Annotated in this window: 14 protein-coding genes; 6 read left to right on the plus strand and 8 right to left on the minus strand. The window is 70.0% G+C overall.

The genetic code is table 11. From position 1 onward, the window contains the following. Positions 1 to 36: 36 nt before the first annotated feature. Together QQA12_RS15410 and QQA12_RS15415 are read left to right on the plus strand one after the other, a co-directional pair. The gene (locus tag QQA12_RS15410; protein ID WP_056930946.1) at positions 37 to 618 is read left to right on the plus strand and encodes a TIGR00645 family protein; all 582 of its coding nucleotides are present in this window, start codon (positions 37 to 39) and stop codon (positions 616 to 618) included. A 201-nt stretch (positions 619 to 819) separates the two neighbouring features. Continuing rightward, entirely contained in the window at positions 820 to 1,815 is a 996-nt protein-coding gene (locus QQA12_RS15415) for an energy transducer TonB (RefSeq protein ID WP_056930947.1), read from the plus strand. Between the two features lie 95 nt (positions 1,816 to 1,910). Here QQA12_RS15415 and QQA12_RS15420 read toward each other — a convergent pair whose 3' ends face one another. The 8 genes from QQA12_RS15420 to QQA12_RS15455 all read right to left on the minus strand — a co-directional run bounded on the left by QQA12_RS15420 (position 1,911) and on the right by QQA12_RS15455 (position 8,559). Further along, entirely contained in the window at positions 1,911 to 3,104 is a 1,194-nt protein-coding gene (locus QQA12_RS15420) for an ABC transporter permease (RefSeq protein WP_054668273.1), read from the minus strand. Continuing rightward, entirely contained in the window at positions 3,101 to 3,856 is a 756-nt protein-coding gene (locus QQA12_RS15425; RefSeq protein ID WP_054668275.1) for an ATP-binding cassette domain-containing protein, read from the minus strand. The genes QQA12_RS15420 and QQA12_RS15425 overlap by 4 nt, the downstream gene beginning before the upstream one ends. A gap of 31 nt (positions 3,857 to 3,887) precedes the next feature. After that, complete coding sequence (locus QQA12_RS15430) at positions 3,888 to 5,417, minus strand: alpha/beta hydrolase (protein WP_233324837.1); 1,530 nt, start codon at positions 5,415 to 5,417, stop codon at positions 3,888 to 3,890. Between the two features lie 69 nt (positions 5,418 to 5,486). Beyond that, positions 5,487 to 5,684, minus strand: a complete 198-nt coding sequence (locus QQA12_RS15435) for a helix-turn-helix transcriptional regulator (RefSeq protein WP_054668278.1) — start codon at positions 5,682 to 5,684, stop codon at positions 5,487 to 5,489. A 10-nt stretch (positions 5,685 to 5,694) separates the two neighbouring features. After that, positions 5,695 to 6,276 (minus strand): hypothetical protein, encoded by a 582-nt coding sequence (locus tag QQA12_RS15440; RefSeq protein WP_056930949.1) that lies wholly within the window; start codon positions 6,274 to 6,276, stop codon positions 5,695 to 5,697. A gap of 3 nt (positions 6,277 to 6,279) precedes the next feature. Further along, a complete protein-coding gene (locus tag QQA12_RS15445) occupies positions 6,280 to 6,426 on the minus strand; it encodes a hypothetical protein (RefSeq protein ID WP_161809395.1) in 147 nt (48 codons plus the stop codon). A gap of 118 nt (positions 6,427 to 6,544) precedes the next feature. Next, entirely contained in the window at positions 6,545 to 7,726 is a 1,182-nt protein-coding gene (locus QQA12_RS15450) for a GGDEF domain-containing protein (RefSeq protein ID WP_226049780.1), read from the minus strand. Between the two features lie 83 nt (positions 7,727 to 7,809). Continuing rightward, positions 7,810 to 8,559 carry an FAD-binding oxidoreductase gene (locus QQA12_RS15455; protein ID WP_226049781.1) on the minus strand — a complete coding sequence of 250 codons (750 nt, stop codon included), beginning with the start codon at positions 8,557 to 8,559 and terminating at the stop codon, positions 7,810 to 7,812. Positions 8,560 to 8,658: 99 nt separating this feature from the next. Between QQA12_RS15455 and QQA12_RS15460 the strand changes: the two genes are divergently transcribed. The 4 genes from QQA12_RS15460 to QQA12_RS15475 are packed head-to-tail and all read left to right on the plus strand — an operon-like array spanning position 8,659 to position 12,282. Further along, the gene (locus QQA12_RS15460; protein WP_226049782.1) at positions 8,659 to 9,612 is read left to right on the plus strand and encodes an ABC transporter ATP-binding protein; all 954 of its coding nucleotides are present in this window, start codon (positions 8,659 to 8,661) and stop codon (positions 9,610 to 9,612) included. Next, positions 9,609 to 10,403: an ABC transporter permease gene (locus tag QQA12_RS15465; RefSeq protein ID WP_056930953.1), complete on the plus strand. Its 795-nt coding sequence runs from the start codon at positions 9,609 to 9,611 to the stop codon at positions 10,401 to 10,403. The genes QQA12_RS15460 and QQA12_RS15465 overlap by 4 nt, the downstream gene beginning before the upstream one ends. Before the next feature lie 41 nt (positions 10,404 to 10,444). Continuing rightward, positions 10,445 to 11,383 (plus strand): 2-dehydropantoate 2-reductase, encoded by a 939-nt coding sequence (gene panE, locus QQA12_RS15470; protein WP_226049783.1) that lies wholly within the window; start codon positions 10,445 to 10,447, stop codon positions 11,381 to 11,383. Next, positions 11,380 to 12,282 (plus strand): NAD-dependent epimerase/dehydratase family protein, encoded by a 903-nt coding sequence (locus QQA12_RS15475; protein WP_226049784.1) that lies wholly within the window; start codon positions 11,380 to 11,382, stop codon positions 12,280 to 12,282. Before panE ends, QQA12_RS15475 begins: the two co-directional genes overlap by 4 nt. The last annotated feature ends 76 nt before the right edge of the window (positions 12,283 to 12,358 follow it).

Here is a 12,358-nt window from a genome sequence, read left to right on the forward strand (position 1 = left end):
TAACCTGCCTCCTTCCCGCAACGCAGCATTCCTGCCATGTCCGAACACAAACCGCTCAGCCCCCTCCCGGCCCTGATCTTCGCCTCGCGCTGGCTGCAGCTGCCGCTCTATCTCGGCCTGATCGTCGCCCAATGCGTCTACGTGTTCCTGTTCGGCAAGGAGCTGTGGCACCTGATCCACGACGCCAACGCACTGGGCGAGCAGCAGATCATGCTGATCGTGCTCGGCCTGATCGACGTGGTGATGATCTCCAACCTGCTGGTGATGGTGATTGTCGGCGGCTACGAGACCTTCGTCTCGCGCCTGGGCCTGCAGGGTCACCCGGACCAGCCGGAGTGGCTGAGCCACGTCAACGCCTCGGTGCTGAAGGTGAAGCTGGCGATGGCGATCATCGGCATCTCCTCGATCCACCTGCTCAAGACCTTCATCGAGGCCGGGCAGCTGGGGCTGCCGCTGTGCGGGTCGGAAGCGGCCACGGGCGTTGCGTGTACCAAGTTCACCTCCACCGGGGTGATGTGGCAGACCATCATCCACTGCGTGTTCATCCTGTCGGCGGTCGGCATCGCCTGGACCGACAAACTGATGTCCAACGGGCATTCCAAGCAGAACGGGCACTGATCCACACACGCGGGACCGCTGGCCATCATCGCGTGGTGGCCGGCAACGCGGGCGGCGCCAGCCGCCCCCGCCTCGTGCAACCGGGGGCGGCAATGCTAGATTCTCCCTTCGCCCGGATCCGGCCGGCGTGGGGAAACGCCGCGCATCCATGACGGCCCGGGCGACCAACCATTCGCGTTCGTCGATTCAAGGGGAAGATTGATGTCGTACGTCACGATCCACGGCAAAGCGCGCCTGCTGGCGCCCACCCTGCTGGCCGTCGCCCTGGCGGCCTGTTCGGGCAAGGACGATTCCGCCCCGGCGGCTGCCGCCGGCACGCCCGCCAGCCCCGCTGCCACCGCGCCCGAACCTGCGGTTTCGGCCAAGGTGCAGTCGATGGGCACCGACCAGCTGCGCGACTCTGCCAGTACCGCGCTGCGCGAGAACCGCATGTACGCGCCGGCCGGCGACAACGCCATGGAGTACTATCTGGCCCTGCGCGACAAGCTGCCCGACGATGCGGCGGTCAAGAGCGCGCTGACCGACCTGCAGCCCTACACCCTGATCGCCGCCGAGCAGAGCCTGGCACGCGAGGACTTCCCCGAGGCGCAGCGCCTGGTCGCGCTGATCGAGAAGGTGGACCCATCGGCGCCGGCGCTGCCGCGCCTGAAGCAGGGCATCACCCGCGGCATGGAAGTGGCGGTCAAGCGCACCCAGGAAGAGACCGACCAGGTCAAGAAGAATGCCGAGGACCGCGCCAAGCAGCTGGTCGAGCAGCAGCGCCTGGCCCAGCAGCAGGCCGCCGAGGCTGCCGCCGCGCAGCAGCTGGCGGCACGACAGGAGGCGGCACGCAAGGAAAGCGAGCGGCTGGAAGCCGAACGCCAGGCCGCGGCCAAGCGCGAGGCCGACGCCCGTGCCGCCGCGCAGCAGGTCGCCGCCGCACCGAAGCCGGCCGCGGCCGCGCCGAGCCTGCGCGCGGTAAGCACGCCGGCCCCGCGTTACCCCGCCGACGCGCTGCGTTCCGGTACTTCCGGCGAAGTGCTGGTGGAGCTGACCGTCGGTACCGACGGTTCGGTGACCGACGCCCGCGTGCTGCGCGCCAACCCGCCGCGGGTGTTCGACCGCGAGGCGTTGAACGCGGTCAGGCGCTGGCGCTTCGAGCCGATCTCCAGCCCGACCACCACCCGTCGCACGCTGGCGTTCGAGCCCAACCAGTAACGGCACGCACGCGCGCCGCACTGCGTACCTGCAGCAAAAAGGAAAAGGCCCGGATCGCTCCGGGCCTTTTCGTTACCAGCGTGACGACCCGGGGCTCAGCCCGAAATCGCGAGCTTTTCCTGCTTGTAGCGCCACACCGCCATCGCCCACAGCACCACGGTGAGCAGCAGCGAGGCACCCAGGTAGACACCCCACTGTTCGGCAACCGGCATTTCGCCGCGGGTCACCTTCACCAGCATCTGGTTCTGCGACAGGAACGGAACCGCGTACTGCCACAGCTGGGTGTCCTTCAGCGGATAGGCCATCAGCGCATAGCCGGGCATCATCGCCATCATCATCAGCCAGACGATGTGGCTCTGCGCTTCCTTCATGCTCTTGGCGCCGGCAGCCAGGCAGGTCAGCAGCGCGGTGCCGATCAGCACCAGCGGCAGCAGCACCAGCAGCAGTTTGCCCATCGCCATGAAGCTCACGTCCAGCGAACTGCCCACGCCACGGCCGATGCTGGCGCTGAACTTGAACGACAGCAGGATCAGCAGGATCGCGGTCAACCCGACCAGCGTGGACGCCAGCATCTTGCCGCTGACCAGGGCGCCGCGTGACGCCGGGGTGGCCAGCAGCGGTTCCAGCGACTGCCGCTCGCGCTCGCCGGCGGTGGTGTCCATGACCAGGTGCGAGCCGCCGATGAAGGCGGACATCATCAGCAGGATCGGCAGGATGACCGACAGCAGGATGCCGCGCTTGGCCTCGGCGGTGGCCAGGTCGCGCGTGCCCACGCTGACCGGCATGGCCACCGCGGGATTGACGCCGCGCGCCATCAGCCGCAGCGCGCCCACCTGCTGGCCGTAGGCCGCCAGCACCTTGCGCACGCGCGCCACCTGCACGTCGCTGGTGCGGCGGGTGGTGTCGGCGACGACCTCGACCTTGGCCGGCTTGCCGGCGTGCCAGTCGTCGGCGAAATCCGGCGCGACCACCAGCGCCACGTCCTCGCGCTGGGCGCGGATGCGGGCCTCGTAGTCGTCCGGTGCCTCGCGCGGGGTGATGCCCTGGCTGGCCAGGAACGCCATCAGGTTGGGCGCGCGTTCCATGCCGACCACGGACAACGCCATGTCCTTTTCCAGCTGGTTGGACACCCGCAGGTTGCTGAGCTTGTCGATGCCCAGGAACAGCAGCGGGTACAGCAGCGGCGCGATGAACAGGGTCAGGAAGAAGGTACGGCGGTCGCGGGCGAAATCGCGCAGCTCCTTGCGCATCACCGTGAACATGCTGCCAATGAATCCGGTCTTGTTCATGCGTGCAGGCCCTCTTCGCTGCCGATCAGCTTGACGAACGCGTCTTCCAGGTTGCTCTCGCCGGCATGCTCACGCAGCTCGTCCGGCGTGCCCTGCGCCACCACGCGGCCATGCGCGACGATGACGATGCGGTCGCACAGCGCCGCCACCTCCTGCATGATGTGGCTGGAGAAGATCACGCAGCGGCCTTCGGCCCGCAGTTCCTTGAGGAAGCCGCGCAGGCCGCGGGTGGTCATCACGTCCAGGCCGTTGGTCGGTTCGTCGAGGATCACGTTCTTCGGGTCGTGCACCAGCGCGCGGGCGATGGCGGTCTTGGTGCGCTGGCCCTGGCTGAAGCCTTCGGTCGAGCGGTCGAGGAAGTCCTCCATCTGCAGCGCCGTGGCCAGGCGCGCGATGCGCGCCGCGATCGCCGCCGCATCCATGCCGTGCAGCTGGCCGAAGTACTCGATGTTCTCGCGCGCGGTCAGGCGCTTGTACACGCCGCGCGCGTCCGGCAGCACGCCCAGGCTGCGGCGCACCGTGTCGGGGTCGGCCGCGGCGTCCACGCCGTCGACCACGACCTTGCCGGTCTCGGGCGTCATCAGCGTGTAGAGCATGCGCAGCGTGGTGGTCTTGCCGGCGCCGTTGGGGCCGAGCAGGCCGGTGATCTGGCCGTCGTGGGCGGTGAAGCCGACGTCGTCCACGGCGATCACCGGCGTCTTGTCCTTGCCCTTGCCGGGGAAGGTCTTGCGGAGTCGTTCTGCAACGATCATGGAAGCGGATTCCTCAGTGATGCGTGGACGGTCACGGTTCCCAGCCATTGAAGCTGGTGAACGGCGGCACGTAGTTCAGTTTTTCCAGGCAGGTGCCATCGAGCGCGGCGGCGTCGGTGGTGTCGACGAACTGGGCGAACAGCTTGGGCATGCAGCCGGCGCCGACGACCGCGTGGCCCTGGCCGCGCAGCACGAACAGGCGGCCGTTGGGCAGGCTCTTGGCCACTTCCTCGCCATAACGCGGCGGGGTGACCGGGTCGAACTCGCCTTCCAGCACCAGCGCCGGCACCGCGGTGGCCAGGGGCTTGTGGAAATCGGCCGGCATCCTGCCCTTGGGCCAGGTGCTGCACATCGCCGCCAGGCCATCGGCCATGCGGTTGCCGAGCACGGTGTCCGCGTCCTCGGCGCGCGCGACCATGCCCTCGTCGTCCTCGCTGCAGATCACCGACAGCTGCATGCCCATGGCCATGCTGTCCTTCATGCCTCCCTGCAGCATCTTCGCCAGCGCCATCAGGTCGCCGTAGCGGCCATTGCGCGCCTCGTGGATCAGCTTGGGCAGCAGCGCGGCGGCTTCCGGCATGTAGGCGTACATGCGCACCAGCCCGGCGACGGTATCGGCGCGCAGCACGTCCTCGTGCTCCTGCCCGGTGCTGGCGTCGCGGTAGCGCACCGTCACCGGGGTGGCGCGCAGTGCGGCCAGCAATGCATCCAGTTCGGCGCGCGGATCGCCCAGCGCGGCCTTGCACGCGGGGTTGCCGGTGCACTGGGCGAACTGCAGCGCCAGCGCATCGTCCAGGTTGCGGGCGAAGATGTTGCCCAGCTGCAGGGTGTTGGGCACCACCGAGTCGAGCACGATGCTGCGGGTGCTGTCCGGGTGGCGCATCGCATACTGCTGCGCGACGCGGGTGCCGTAGCTGACGCCGATCAGGTTGATGCGCGCCGCGCCGATGGCCTGGCGCACGGCGTCCAGGTCGGCCACCGCGTCGGTGGTGGTGTAGTGGCGCAGGTCGGCCTTGCCCGACAACGTCGCCGCGCAGGCGGCGGCACTGGCCTGCATCGCCTCGATGCTGGCGTCGTCGTCCTCCGGCGGCTCACAGGACAGCAGGTTGGATTTGCCGGTGCCACGCTGGTCGACCAGGATCACGTTGCGGCGCTTGCGCACCTCGGCGAAGGCCGGGTCGATCTGCGGATAGCTCTGGGTCGCCGATTGGCCGGGGCCGCCGGCCAGGAAGAACACCGGGTCCGGCTGCGCGCTTTCGGGCTTGTCCGGCGTCAGCAGCGCGATGTTCAGCGCGATCTTCCGGCCCTGCGGGTTGCCGCGGTCCTCGGGGACCTCGAAGGTGGTGCACTGGGCTTCCAGGCTGTCGCGGCTGGTCGGCGAATCGAGGGTGCACGGGCGGAACGCGAGGCTGCCGAGCATCAGCGGCTTGACCTCCGCCTCGGCGGCGGGCAGCGGTGCCTTGGCGGACTCCGCCTGATCGGGTGCGGGCTTGAGCGCACGGTAGCCGAGCACGGCGCCAAGCGCGGCCACCGCCAGGAGGGTACGGGTCTTGCGGGACATCATCGGAACAGCCCCTTGTGGTTGATGGAACGGATTGGGTCCTGCCAGCCCAAGACGCGGCTGGCGGCGTCATGTGACAGCGGGAAAGAAAATATCCTCGATCCTGGCGTCGAACAGGCGGGCGATGCGGAACGCCAGTGGCAGGCTGGGATCGTACTTGCCGGTCTCCAGCGCGTTGACGGTCTGCCGCGAGACCTCCAGCCGTTCGGCCAGTTCACCTTGCGACCAGCCCCGGGCTTCGCGCAGTTCGCGCAGGCGGTTGTCCATGGATGCGGGCTCAACCGTAGCGGCGCGAAACGACGATCTTGGCCAGGCCGTAGGCCAGGCATACCAGCGGAAACACCCAGATCATCGCCGCGCTGGCCGCCACGTCCAGCACCCGCGCCGACTGCAGCAGGCCACCGGTGAGATACAGCAGCGAGACGAACGCCGCGGCGAAGCTGACCGCCTGCAGCTCGATGCGCTGCTGCAGTTCGTCGGCGTCGCGGATGTAGCGGATCATCGCCCGCAGCGTCATCGCGATCGGCGGCACCGGCAGCAGCGCGATGCAGGCGCGCAGCGCGGTGCCCTCCACGCGCTTGAGCAGCAGGATCGACAGCACCAGCAGCACGACGTAGGCGCCCATCGCGATCATCATCTCGCGGCTGTAGCGCCGCCGCAGCGCCAACGGCGCGGTGTCGCAGGCATTGGGCAGTTGCCGCCGCAGCAGCAGCACGAACGACAGGCCCACGGCCACGCCGATGCAGATCCCGCCCAGCATGTCGGCGCTGTCGCCCGGCACCAGCCGCAGCAGCGCCAGACCGGCCGCGGCGGTGGCAAAGGCGGCGGCGATGATCCAGCGGTCCAGTGCGCGCGCCATGGCTCAGCACCCTCCGCGCGCATGCGCCAGCACGACCAGACCCGGCGCGAGGACGATCGCGGCCTGGCCGGTCGCGGCGACGCCCATGAAGGCCGCACCGATTCCCGGCCATGCGGCACCCGCACGCATCCGGCTTCCTGCTTCGTTCATGTCCCCGTCTCCCATGACCCACCCTGTCAAGCAAGCTTTACAGGAGGATGCGGGCGCCGCCGCCATCTGTCAAGCATGCTTTACAGGCGGGTATCGCCCGGACGATGCGGCCCGGCGCTCAAGCCACCGGTGCCTGCTCCACTCCCAGGTCGCAGGCGACATGGTTGCGGCCAGCGGCCTTGGCCCGGTAGAGCGCCGCGTCGGCACGCGCCAGCAGACTTTCCAGCCCCGGCGCGGCATCGGCAACGGCCACGCCGATGCTGGCGGTGATGCCGATCGTGCCGCCCTCGCGGTGCAGCGGGCTGGCCTCCAGGGTGGCGCGCAGGCGCTCGGCCAGGGCCATCGCCTGTTCCATGCCGGTGTCCGGGAGCAGCAGCACGAACTCCTCGCCGCCATAACGGCCAAGCAGCCGGTCGCGCCCGCGCAGGGAACGCTGCAGGGTCCGCGCGGCGTGGTGCAGCACCTCGTCCCCGACCGGGTGGCCGCGGGTGTCGTTGATCCGCTTGAAGTGGTCCAGGTCCAGCAGCATCGCCGCGAACGGCCGCTGCTGGTGCAGGCTCTGCGCCAGGTGCTGCTCACCGTCGCCCATCAGCGCGGTGCGGTTGAGCAGGCCGGTCAGGCCATCGCGGCGGGCCAGCCGGCGCAGGTCCACCATCTGCCGCTCGACGATCATCAGCACCAGGGCGAAGGTGTGGCCGAGCATCACGAACATGCCGCCGACGTAGGTGACGTTCATCGACAGGCCGGCACGCAGGATGTCGCCGTCGGCACCGGGCGCGACCGGGATCAGGGCCCGCACCAGGAACAGCGCCGCATCCAGCAGGAACACCGCCGCCGCCAGCCGGCAGCTGCGGCGGACGTCGGGCGGGGCGTGGCGCAGCAGCAGCCAGGCCTCCCAGGTCTTCCAGATGATGATCAGCACGCTGTACAGCGCCAGGCGGATGCCAAGGTCGGGCCGGGCCACGCTGAACCAGGCGATCGCCAGCAGGTAGCCGCCGCCCAGCACGAGGGCCGGACGCAGCGGCACGCGACGGCCGACATGCAGGGCCACGCCGAACAGCATCAGCACGCTGCCCAGTACCGCGAACCCGTTGCGCACCAGGATGCCCACCGCGGCCGGCAGCGGCAGCGGCACGCTGACCAGCACCGTGCTGACCGCCCCGGCCCACAGGCTGGCGGCCCACAGCCTGGGCACCGGCTGGCTGCGCAACACCAGCAGGATCAGCGAGAAGCCCGCCGCCAGGCCGATGTTCAGCAGCAGGCCGACGGCGGCAATGGTGGGGAAGTCCAGCGCAGTCATGCCCGGGGTCCTTGCGTCGAGCGGCATCGCCACGTGTGGAGCAGTCTGCCGGATCATCACGCCCCGTGGCGCGGGGGGCAAGCCTACTTGCTGCTGACGTACTTCTCGCGGCGCAGCTGCGGCAACGCCAGGCCGGCCGCCCGGAGCGCCTCGAAACAGGCATCGACCATCACCGGGTTGCCGCACAGGTAGGCGATGTCGCGGGCCGGGTCCGGGGCGATCTCGGCCAGCTGCTGCTGCACGTAACCGCTGCGCACGTCCGGATGCGGGTCGGCCGGCAACCCCCGCGACAGGCACGGCATGTAGCGGAAGCCCGGGTGGGCATCGGCAAAAGCCCGGAAATCATCGGCGTACAGCAGCTCGGCCGGGGTGCGCGCGCCCTGCAGCAGCACCACTTCCACGCCGCGCCCGGCCATCGCCCTGGCCAGCAGCGGCAGCATCGAGCGGTACGGGGTGACGCCGGTGCCGGTGGCGATCAGCAGGTAACGGCCGTTATGGTCGCCCGGCTGCAGGCAGAAGCGCCCGAACGGGCCGCTGGCGGTGATGCACTGGCCGGTCTCGAGGCCCTCGAACAGGGCGGTGGCGGCGCCGCCGGGCACGAAGCTGACCGCGATGTCCACCGCGTCGCCCGGGCCGAGCGCGTGGTCGTGGATGGTCGCCAGCGAGTAGCTGCGCTTGGTGGCGGTGCCGTCGGCGTAGTCGAAGTGCACCTGGATGAACTGCCCGGGCTGGAAATCCAGCGGCTGGCCGTCGTCGCGGACGAACTGGTAGTGGCCGACGGTGGGCGCCAGCATGCGGCGACCGACCAGCTTGAGGGGGAATTGGACAGGCACGAACGGGAAACAGTGTGTAGCCGGGCTGGCGCCACGGGGCCTCCTATAATAGCCGCTCGCACTCATCCGGCGCCGTCACCCCGGCGCGAAGGCCCGAGCTTGGACTCCCGAATTCCTCCCGTCGCGCCGGCACTGCGCGTCCACGATCTCCGCAAGACCTACGACAACGGCGTGGAGGCGCTCAAGGGCGTCTCGCTGGAGGTCGCCCCGGGCGACTTCTTCGCCCTGCTCGGCCCCAACGGCGCCGGCAAGTCCACCCTGATCGGCATCGTCTCGTCGCTGGTGAACCTGAGCGCGGGCGACGTGCAGGTGTTCGGCACCGACCTGGTGACCGAGCGCAGCGCGACCATGCGCCTGATCGGGCTGGTGCCGCAGGAGATCAACTTCAACCTGTTCGAGAAACCCTTCGACATCCTGGTCAACTACGCCGGGTTCTACGGCATCCCGCGCGCCGAGGCCGAGGCCCGCGCCGAGCAGGAACTCAAGCGCGCGCACCTGTGGAACAAGGCGCAGATGATGAGCCGCACGCTGTCCGGCGGCATGAAGCGGCGGCTGATGATCGCCCGCGCGATGATGACCCGCCCGCGCCTGCTGATCCTGGACGAACCCACCGCCGGCGTGGACATCGAGATCCGCCGCGACATGTGGAAGACGCTGCAGGAGATCAACGCCGCCGGCACAACGATCATCCTTACCACGCACTACCTGGAAGAGGCCGAGCAGTTGTGCCGCAACCTGGCCATCATCAACCACGGCCGCATCGTCGAGCAGGGCCCGATGCGCGCGCTGCTGGCCAAGCTGGACGTGGAAGGGTTCGTGCTCGACATCGACGGCGAGCTGCCGGCGCAGCTGCCGCACATCGACGGCGCGCAGCTGGCCGCGGTCGACGCGCACACCCTGGACCTGGACATGCCGCGGGCGATGGATCTGAACCGCGTGTTCGACGCGCTGGGTGCCGCCGGCATCCGCGTGCGCTCGATGCGCACCAAGAGCAACCGCCTGGAGGAGCTGTTCGTGCGCCTCACCGGCAACCTGGAGAACACCGCCGCATGAGCACGCCCGCTCCCCTGACCGACAGCGCCCGCAACCGGGTGGCGCTGGGCACCATCGTCCGCCGCGAGGTCAACCGCATCCTGCGCATCTGGGGCCAGACCCTGGTGCCGCCGGCCATCACCATGACCCTGTACTTCCTGATCTTCGGCGGCCTGATCGGCTCGAAGATCGGCGACATGGGCGGCTACAGCTACATGCAGTTCATCGTGCCCGGGCTGGTGATGATGAGCGTGATCCAGAACAGCTACGGCAACATCAGCTCCTCGTTCTTCGGCGCCAAGTTCGGCCGCCATGTCGAGGAGCTGCTGGTCAGCCCGATGCCGAACTGGGTGATCCTGTGGGGCTACGTCGCCGGTGCGGTGCTGCGCGGGCTGATGGTCGGCGCCATCGTGCTGATGATCGCGATGTTCTTCACCCGCGTGCACGTGCCGCATCCGCTGGTGACGCTGAGCACGGTGCTGCTGGGGTCGACGATCTTCTCGCTGGCCGGCTTCATCAACGCGGTGTACGCCAAGAAGTTCGACGACGTGGCCATCGTGCCGACCTTCATCCTGACCCCGCTGACCTACCTGGGCGGGGTGTTCTACTCGGTCACGCTGCTGCCCGGCTGGGCGCAGGCGCTGACCAAGGCCAACCCGATCTTCTACATGGTCAACGCGTTCCGCTATGGCCTGCTGGGCACCAGCGACGTGCCGCTGTGGGTGTCCTACGCGCTGATGCTCGGCTTCGTCGCCGCGCTTACCGCGCTGTCGCTGTGGCTGCTGCGGCGCGGCGTCGGCCTGCGCAGCTGAGCGCGGCCGCTCTTTCCCCTGATCCCGATGGAACCGGCAACATGCGCATCCTGATCCTCGGCGCCGGCGGTACCGGCGGCTACTTCGGCGGCCGCCTGGCCCAGGCCGGCATCGACGTGACCTTCCTGGTGCGGCCGGCCCGCGCGGCGCAGCTGCAGCGCGACGGGCTGGTGATCCGCAGCCCGCTCGGCGACGCAGCGTTCCCGGTGGCGCATGTCACCGCCGATGCGCTGCCGGCACTGGCCGCGGCACGGCCGTTCGACCTGGTGGTGCTCAGCTGCAAGGCCTACGACCTGGACAGCTCGATCGAGGCCATCGCACCGGCGATGGGCCCGGGCACCACGCTGCTGCCGATCCTCAACGGCCTGCGCCACTACCCTGCGCTGGATGCCCGTTTCGGCCGCGGGGCGGTGCTCGGCGGGCTGTGCTTCATCAGCGCGACCAAGGCCGCGGATGGCGCCATCGTGCACCTGGACCGGCCGGCGCGGCTGACCTTCGGCGAGCGCGACGGTACCAGTGCCAGCGCACGCGTGGCCGCACTGGCGGCTGCCTGCGGAACCGCGGGCATCGACCATCTCGCCACCGACGACATCGCCGGCGAGCAGTGGATCAAGTACACCTTCCTGGCCACGCTGGCGGCCGCCACCTGCCTGATGCGCGCCGGCATCGGCCACATCGTCGCCACCGATCATGGCGTCGCGTTCCTGCAGGCGCTGTACGGCGAATGCCTGGCCGCGGCCGTGCACGCCGGCCAGCCGATACCGGCCAAGGCGCAGGAGACCGCCCTGTCCGCGCTGACCAGGGCCGGCTCGCCGATCAAGGCGTCGATGCTGCGCGACCTGGAGGCCGGGCAGCGGGTGGAAGCGGTGCACATCGTCGGCGACATGCTCGACCGCGCACTCGCCGCCGGACACCCCGCGCCGCACCTGCACGCTGCGTACTGCCATCTGCAGGCCTACGAGGCGCAGCGGGGCGCATGACCACCGCCGCGGAGCTGCCACAGCGGGTGCTGATCCTGGGGCTGGGCTTTGCCGGGCGCGCGCTTGCGCTGCACCTGCAGTCGCTGGGTGTCGCCGTGGCGGGCACGGTGCGCGATCCAACCGCCGCGCCCGGCGACGGCATCGCGCGCCACCGCCTGCATCCGGACCACGCCCCCGACACCGCGCTGCTGGAAGCCATCGCCCGAACCGATGCGGTGCTGTGCAGCGTGCCGCCCGATGCCGAAGGCGACCCCGCGCTGCGCCTGCTCGGCCCCGCCCTGCAGGCCAGCCCGGCGCTGCGCTGGGTCGGCTACCTGTCCTCGACCGGGGTGTATGGCGACCGCGGCGGCGGCTGGGTCGACGCGCACTCCGATGCCGATGCCCGGGACCCCGTCGCCCTGCGCCGGCTGCTGGCCGAAACGCAGTGGCGCGCGCTGGCCGATGCGCGCGGCATCGCCTCGGCGACGTTGCGTCTGCCCGGCCTGTACGGCCGTGGCCGCAACGCGCTGGTACGGCTGGCGCAAGGCAACGCGCGCCATGTCGTGCGGCCCGGGCTGGTGTTCAACCGGCTGCACGTCGATGACCTGGCCGAAGCGGTGGTGGCGGCGATGCGCCGTCCGGCCCGCGACGCGCTGTACCTGCCGGCGGACGACGAGCCGGCACCGCCGCAGGACGTGCTGGCGCATGCCGCGCGACTCGGCGGCTTCACCCTGCCGCCAGCCGTGGCCTGGGACGATCCGGGGCTCGAGCCGATGCTGCGCCGTTTCCACGCCAGCAACAAACGCATCGACAGCCGCGGCACGCGCCAGGCACTGCAGTGGCAACCGCGCTTCCGCAGTTACCGCGAAGGCCTGGCGGATGCCTGGGAAGCCGGCGACGGCGTCATGCCCGCGCACTGACGACCGGGCCGGCCGCCACCGCGCCTGAGTGGGATGCGGCAGCAGGCCTCCGTTATGCTTGGCGCTCCCCCGACCC

Source organism: Stenotrophomonas sp. 17(2023) (genome assembly GCF_030345315.1).
GTDB lineage: Bacteria > Pseudomonadota > Gammaproteobacteria > Xanthomonadales > Xanthomonadaceae > Stenotrophomonas > Stenotrophomonas acidaminiphila.

Coding starts and splice junctions, on each gene's coding strand:
- QQA12_RS15440 (WP_056930949.1), bottom strand. CDS start 6,276: ATGGCGCGCGCACTGGACCGCTGGATCATCGCCGCCGCCTTTGCCACC.
- QQA12_RS15420 (WP_054668273.1), bottom strand. CDS start 3,104: ATGAACAAGACCGGATTCATTGGCAGCATGTTCACGGTGATGCGCAAG.
- QQA12_RS15425 (WP_054668275.1), bottom strand. CDS start 3,856: ATGATCGTTGCAGAACGACTCCGCAAGACCTTCCCCGGCAAGGGCAAG.
- QQA12_RS15435 (WP_054668278.1), bottom strand. CDS start 5,684: ATGGACAACCGCCTGCGCGAACTGCGCGAAGCCCGGGGCTGGTCGCAA.
- QQA12_RS15410 (WP_056930946.1), top strand. CDS start 37: ATGTCCGAACACAAACCGCTCAGCCCCCTCCCGGCCCTGATCTTCGCC.
- panE (WP_226049783.1), top strand. CDS start 10,445: ATGCGCATCCTGATCCTCGGCGCCGGCGGTACCGGCGGCTACTTCGGC.
- QQA12_RS15465 (WP_056930953.1), top strand. CDS start 9,609: ATGAGCACGCCCGCTCCCCTGACCGACAGCGCCCGCAACCGGGTGGCG.
- QQA12_RS15475 (WP_226049784.1), top strand. CDS start 11,380: ATGACCACCGCCGCGGAGCTGCCACAGCGGGTGCTGATCCTGGGGCTG.
- QQA12_RS15445 (WP_161809395.1), bottom strand. CDS start 6,426: ATGAACGAAGCAGGAAGCCGGATGCGTGCGGGTGCCGCATGGCCGGGA.
- QQA12_RS15415 (WP_056930947.1), top strand. CDS start 820: ATGTCGTACGTCACGATCCACGGCAAAGCGCGCCTGCTGGCGCCCACC.
- QQA12_RS15430 (WP_233324837.1), bottom strand. CDS start 5,417: ATGTCCCGCAAGACCCGTACCCTCCTGGCGGTGGCCGCGCTTGGCGCC.
- QQA12_RS15450 (WP_226049780.1), bottom strand. CDS start 7,726: ATGACTGCGCTGGACTTCCCCACCATTGCCGCCGTCGGCCTGCTGCTG.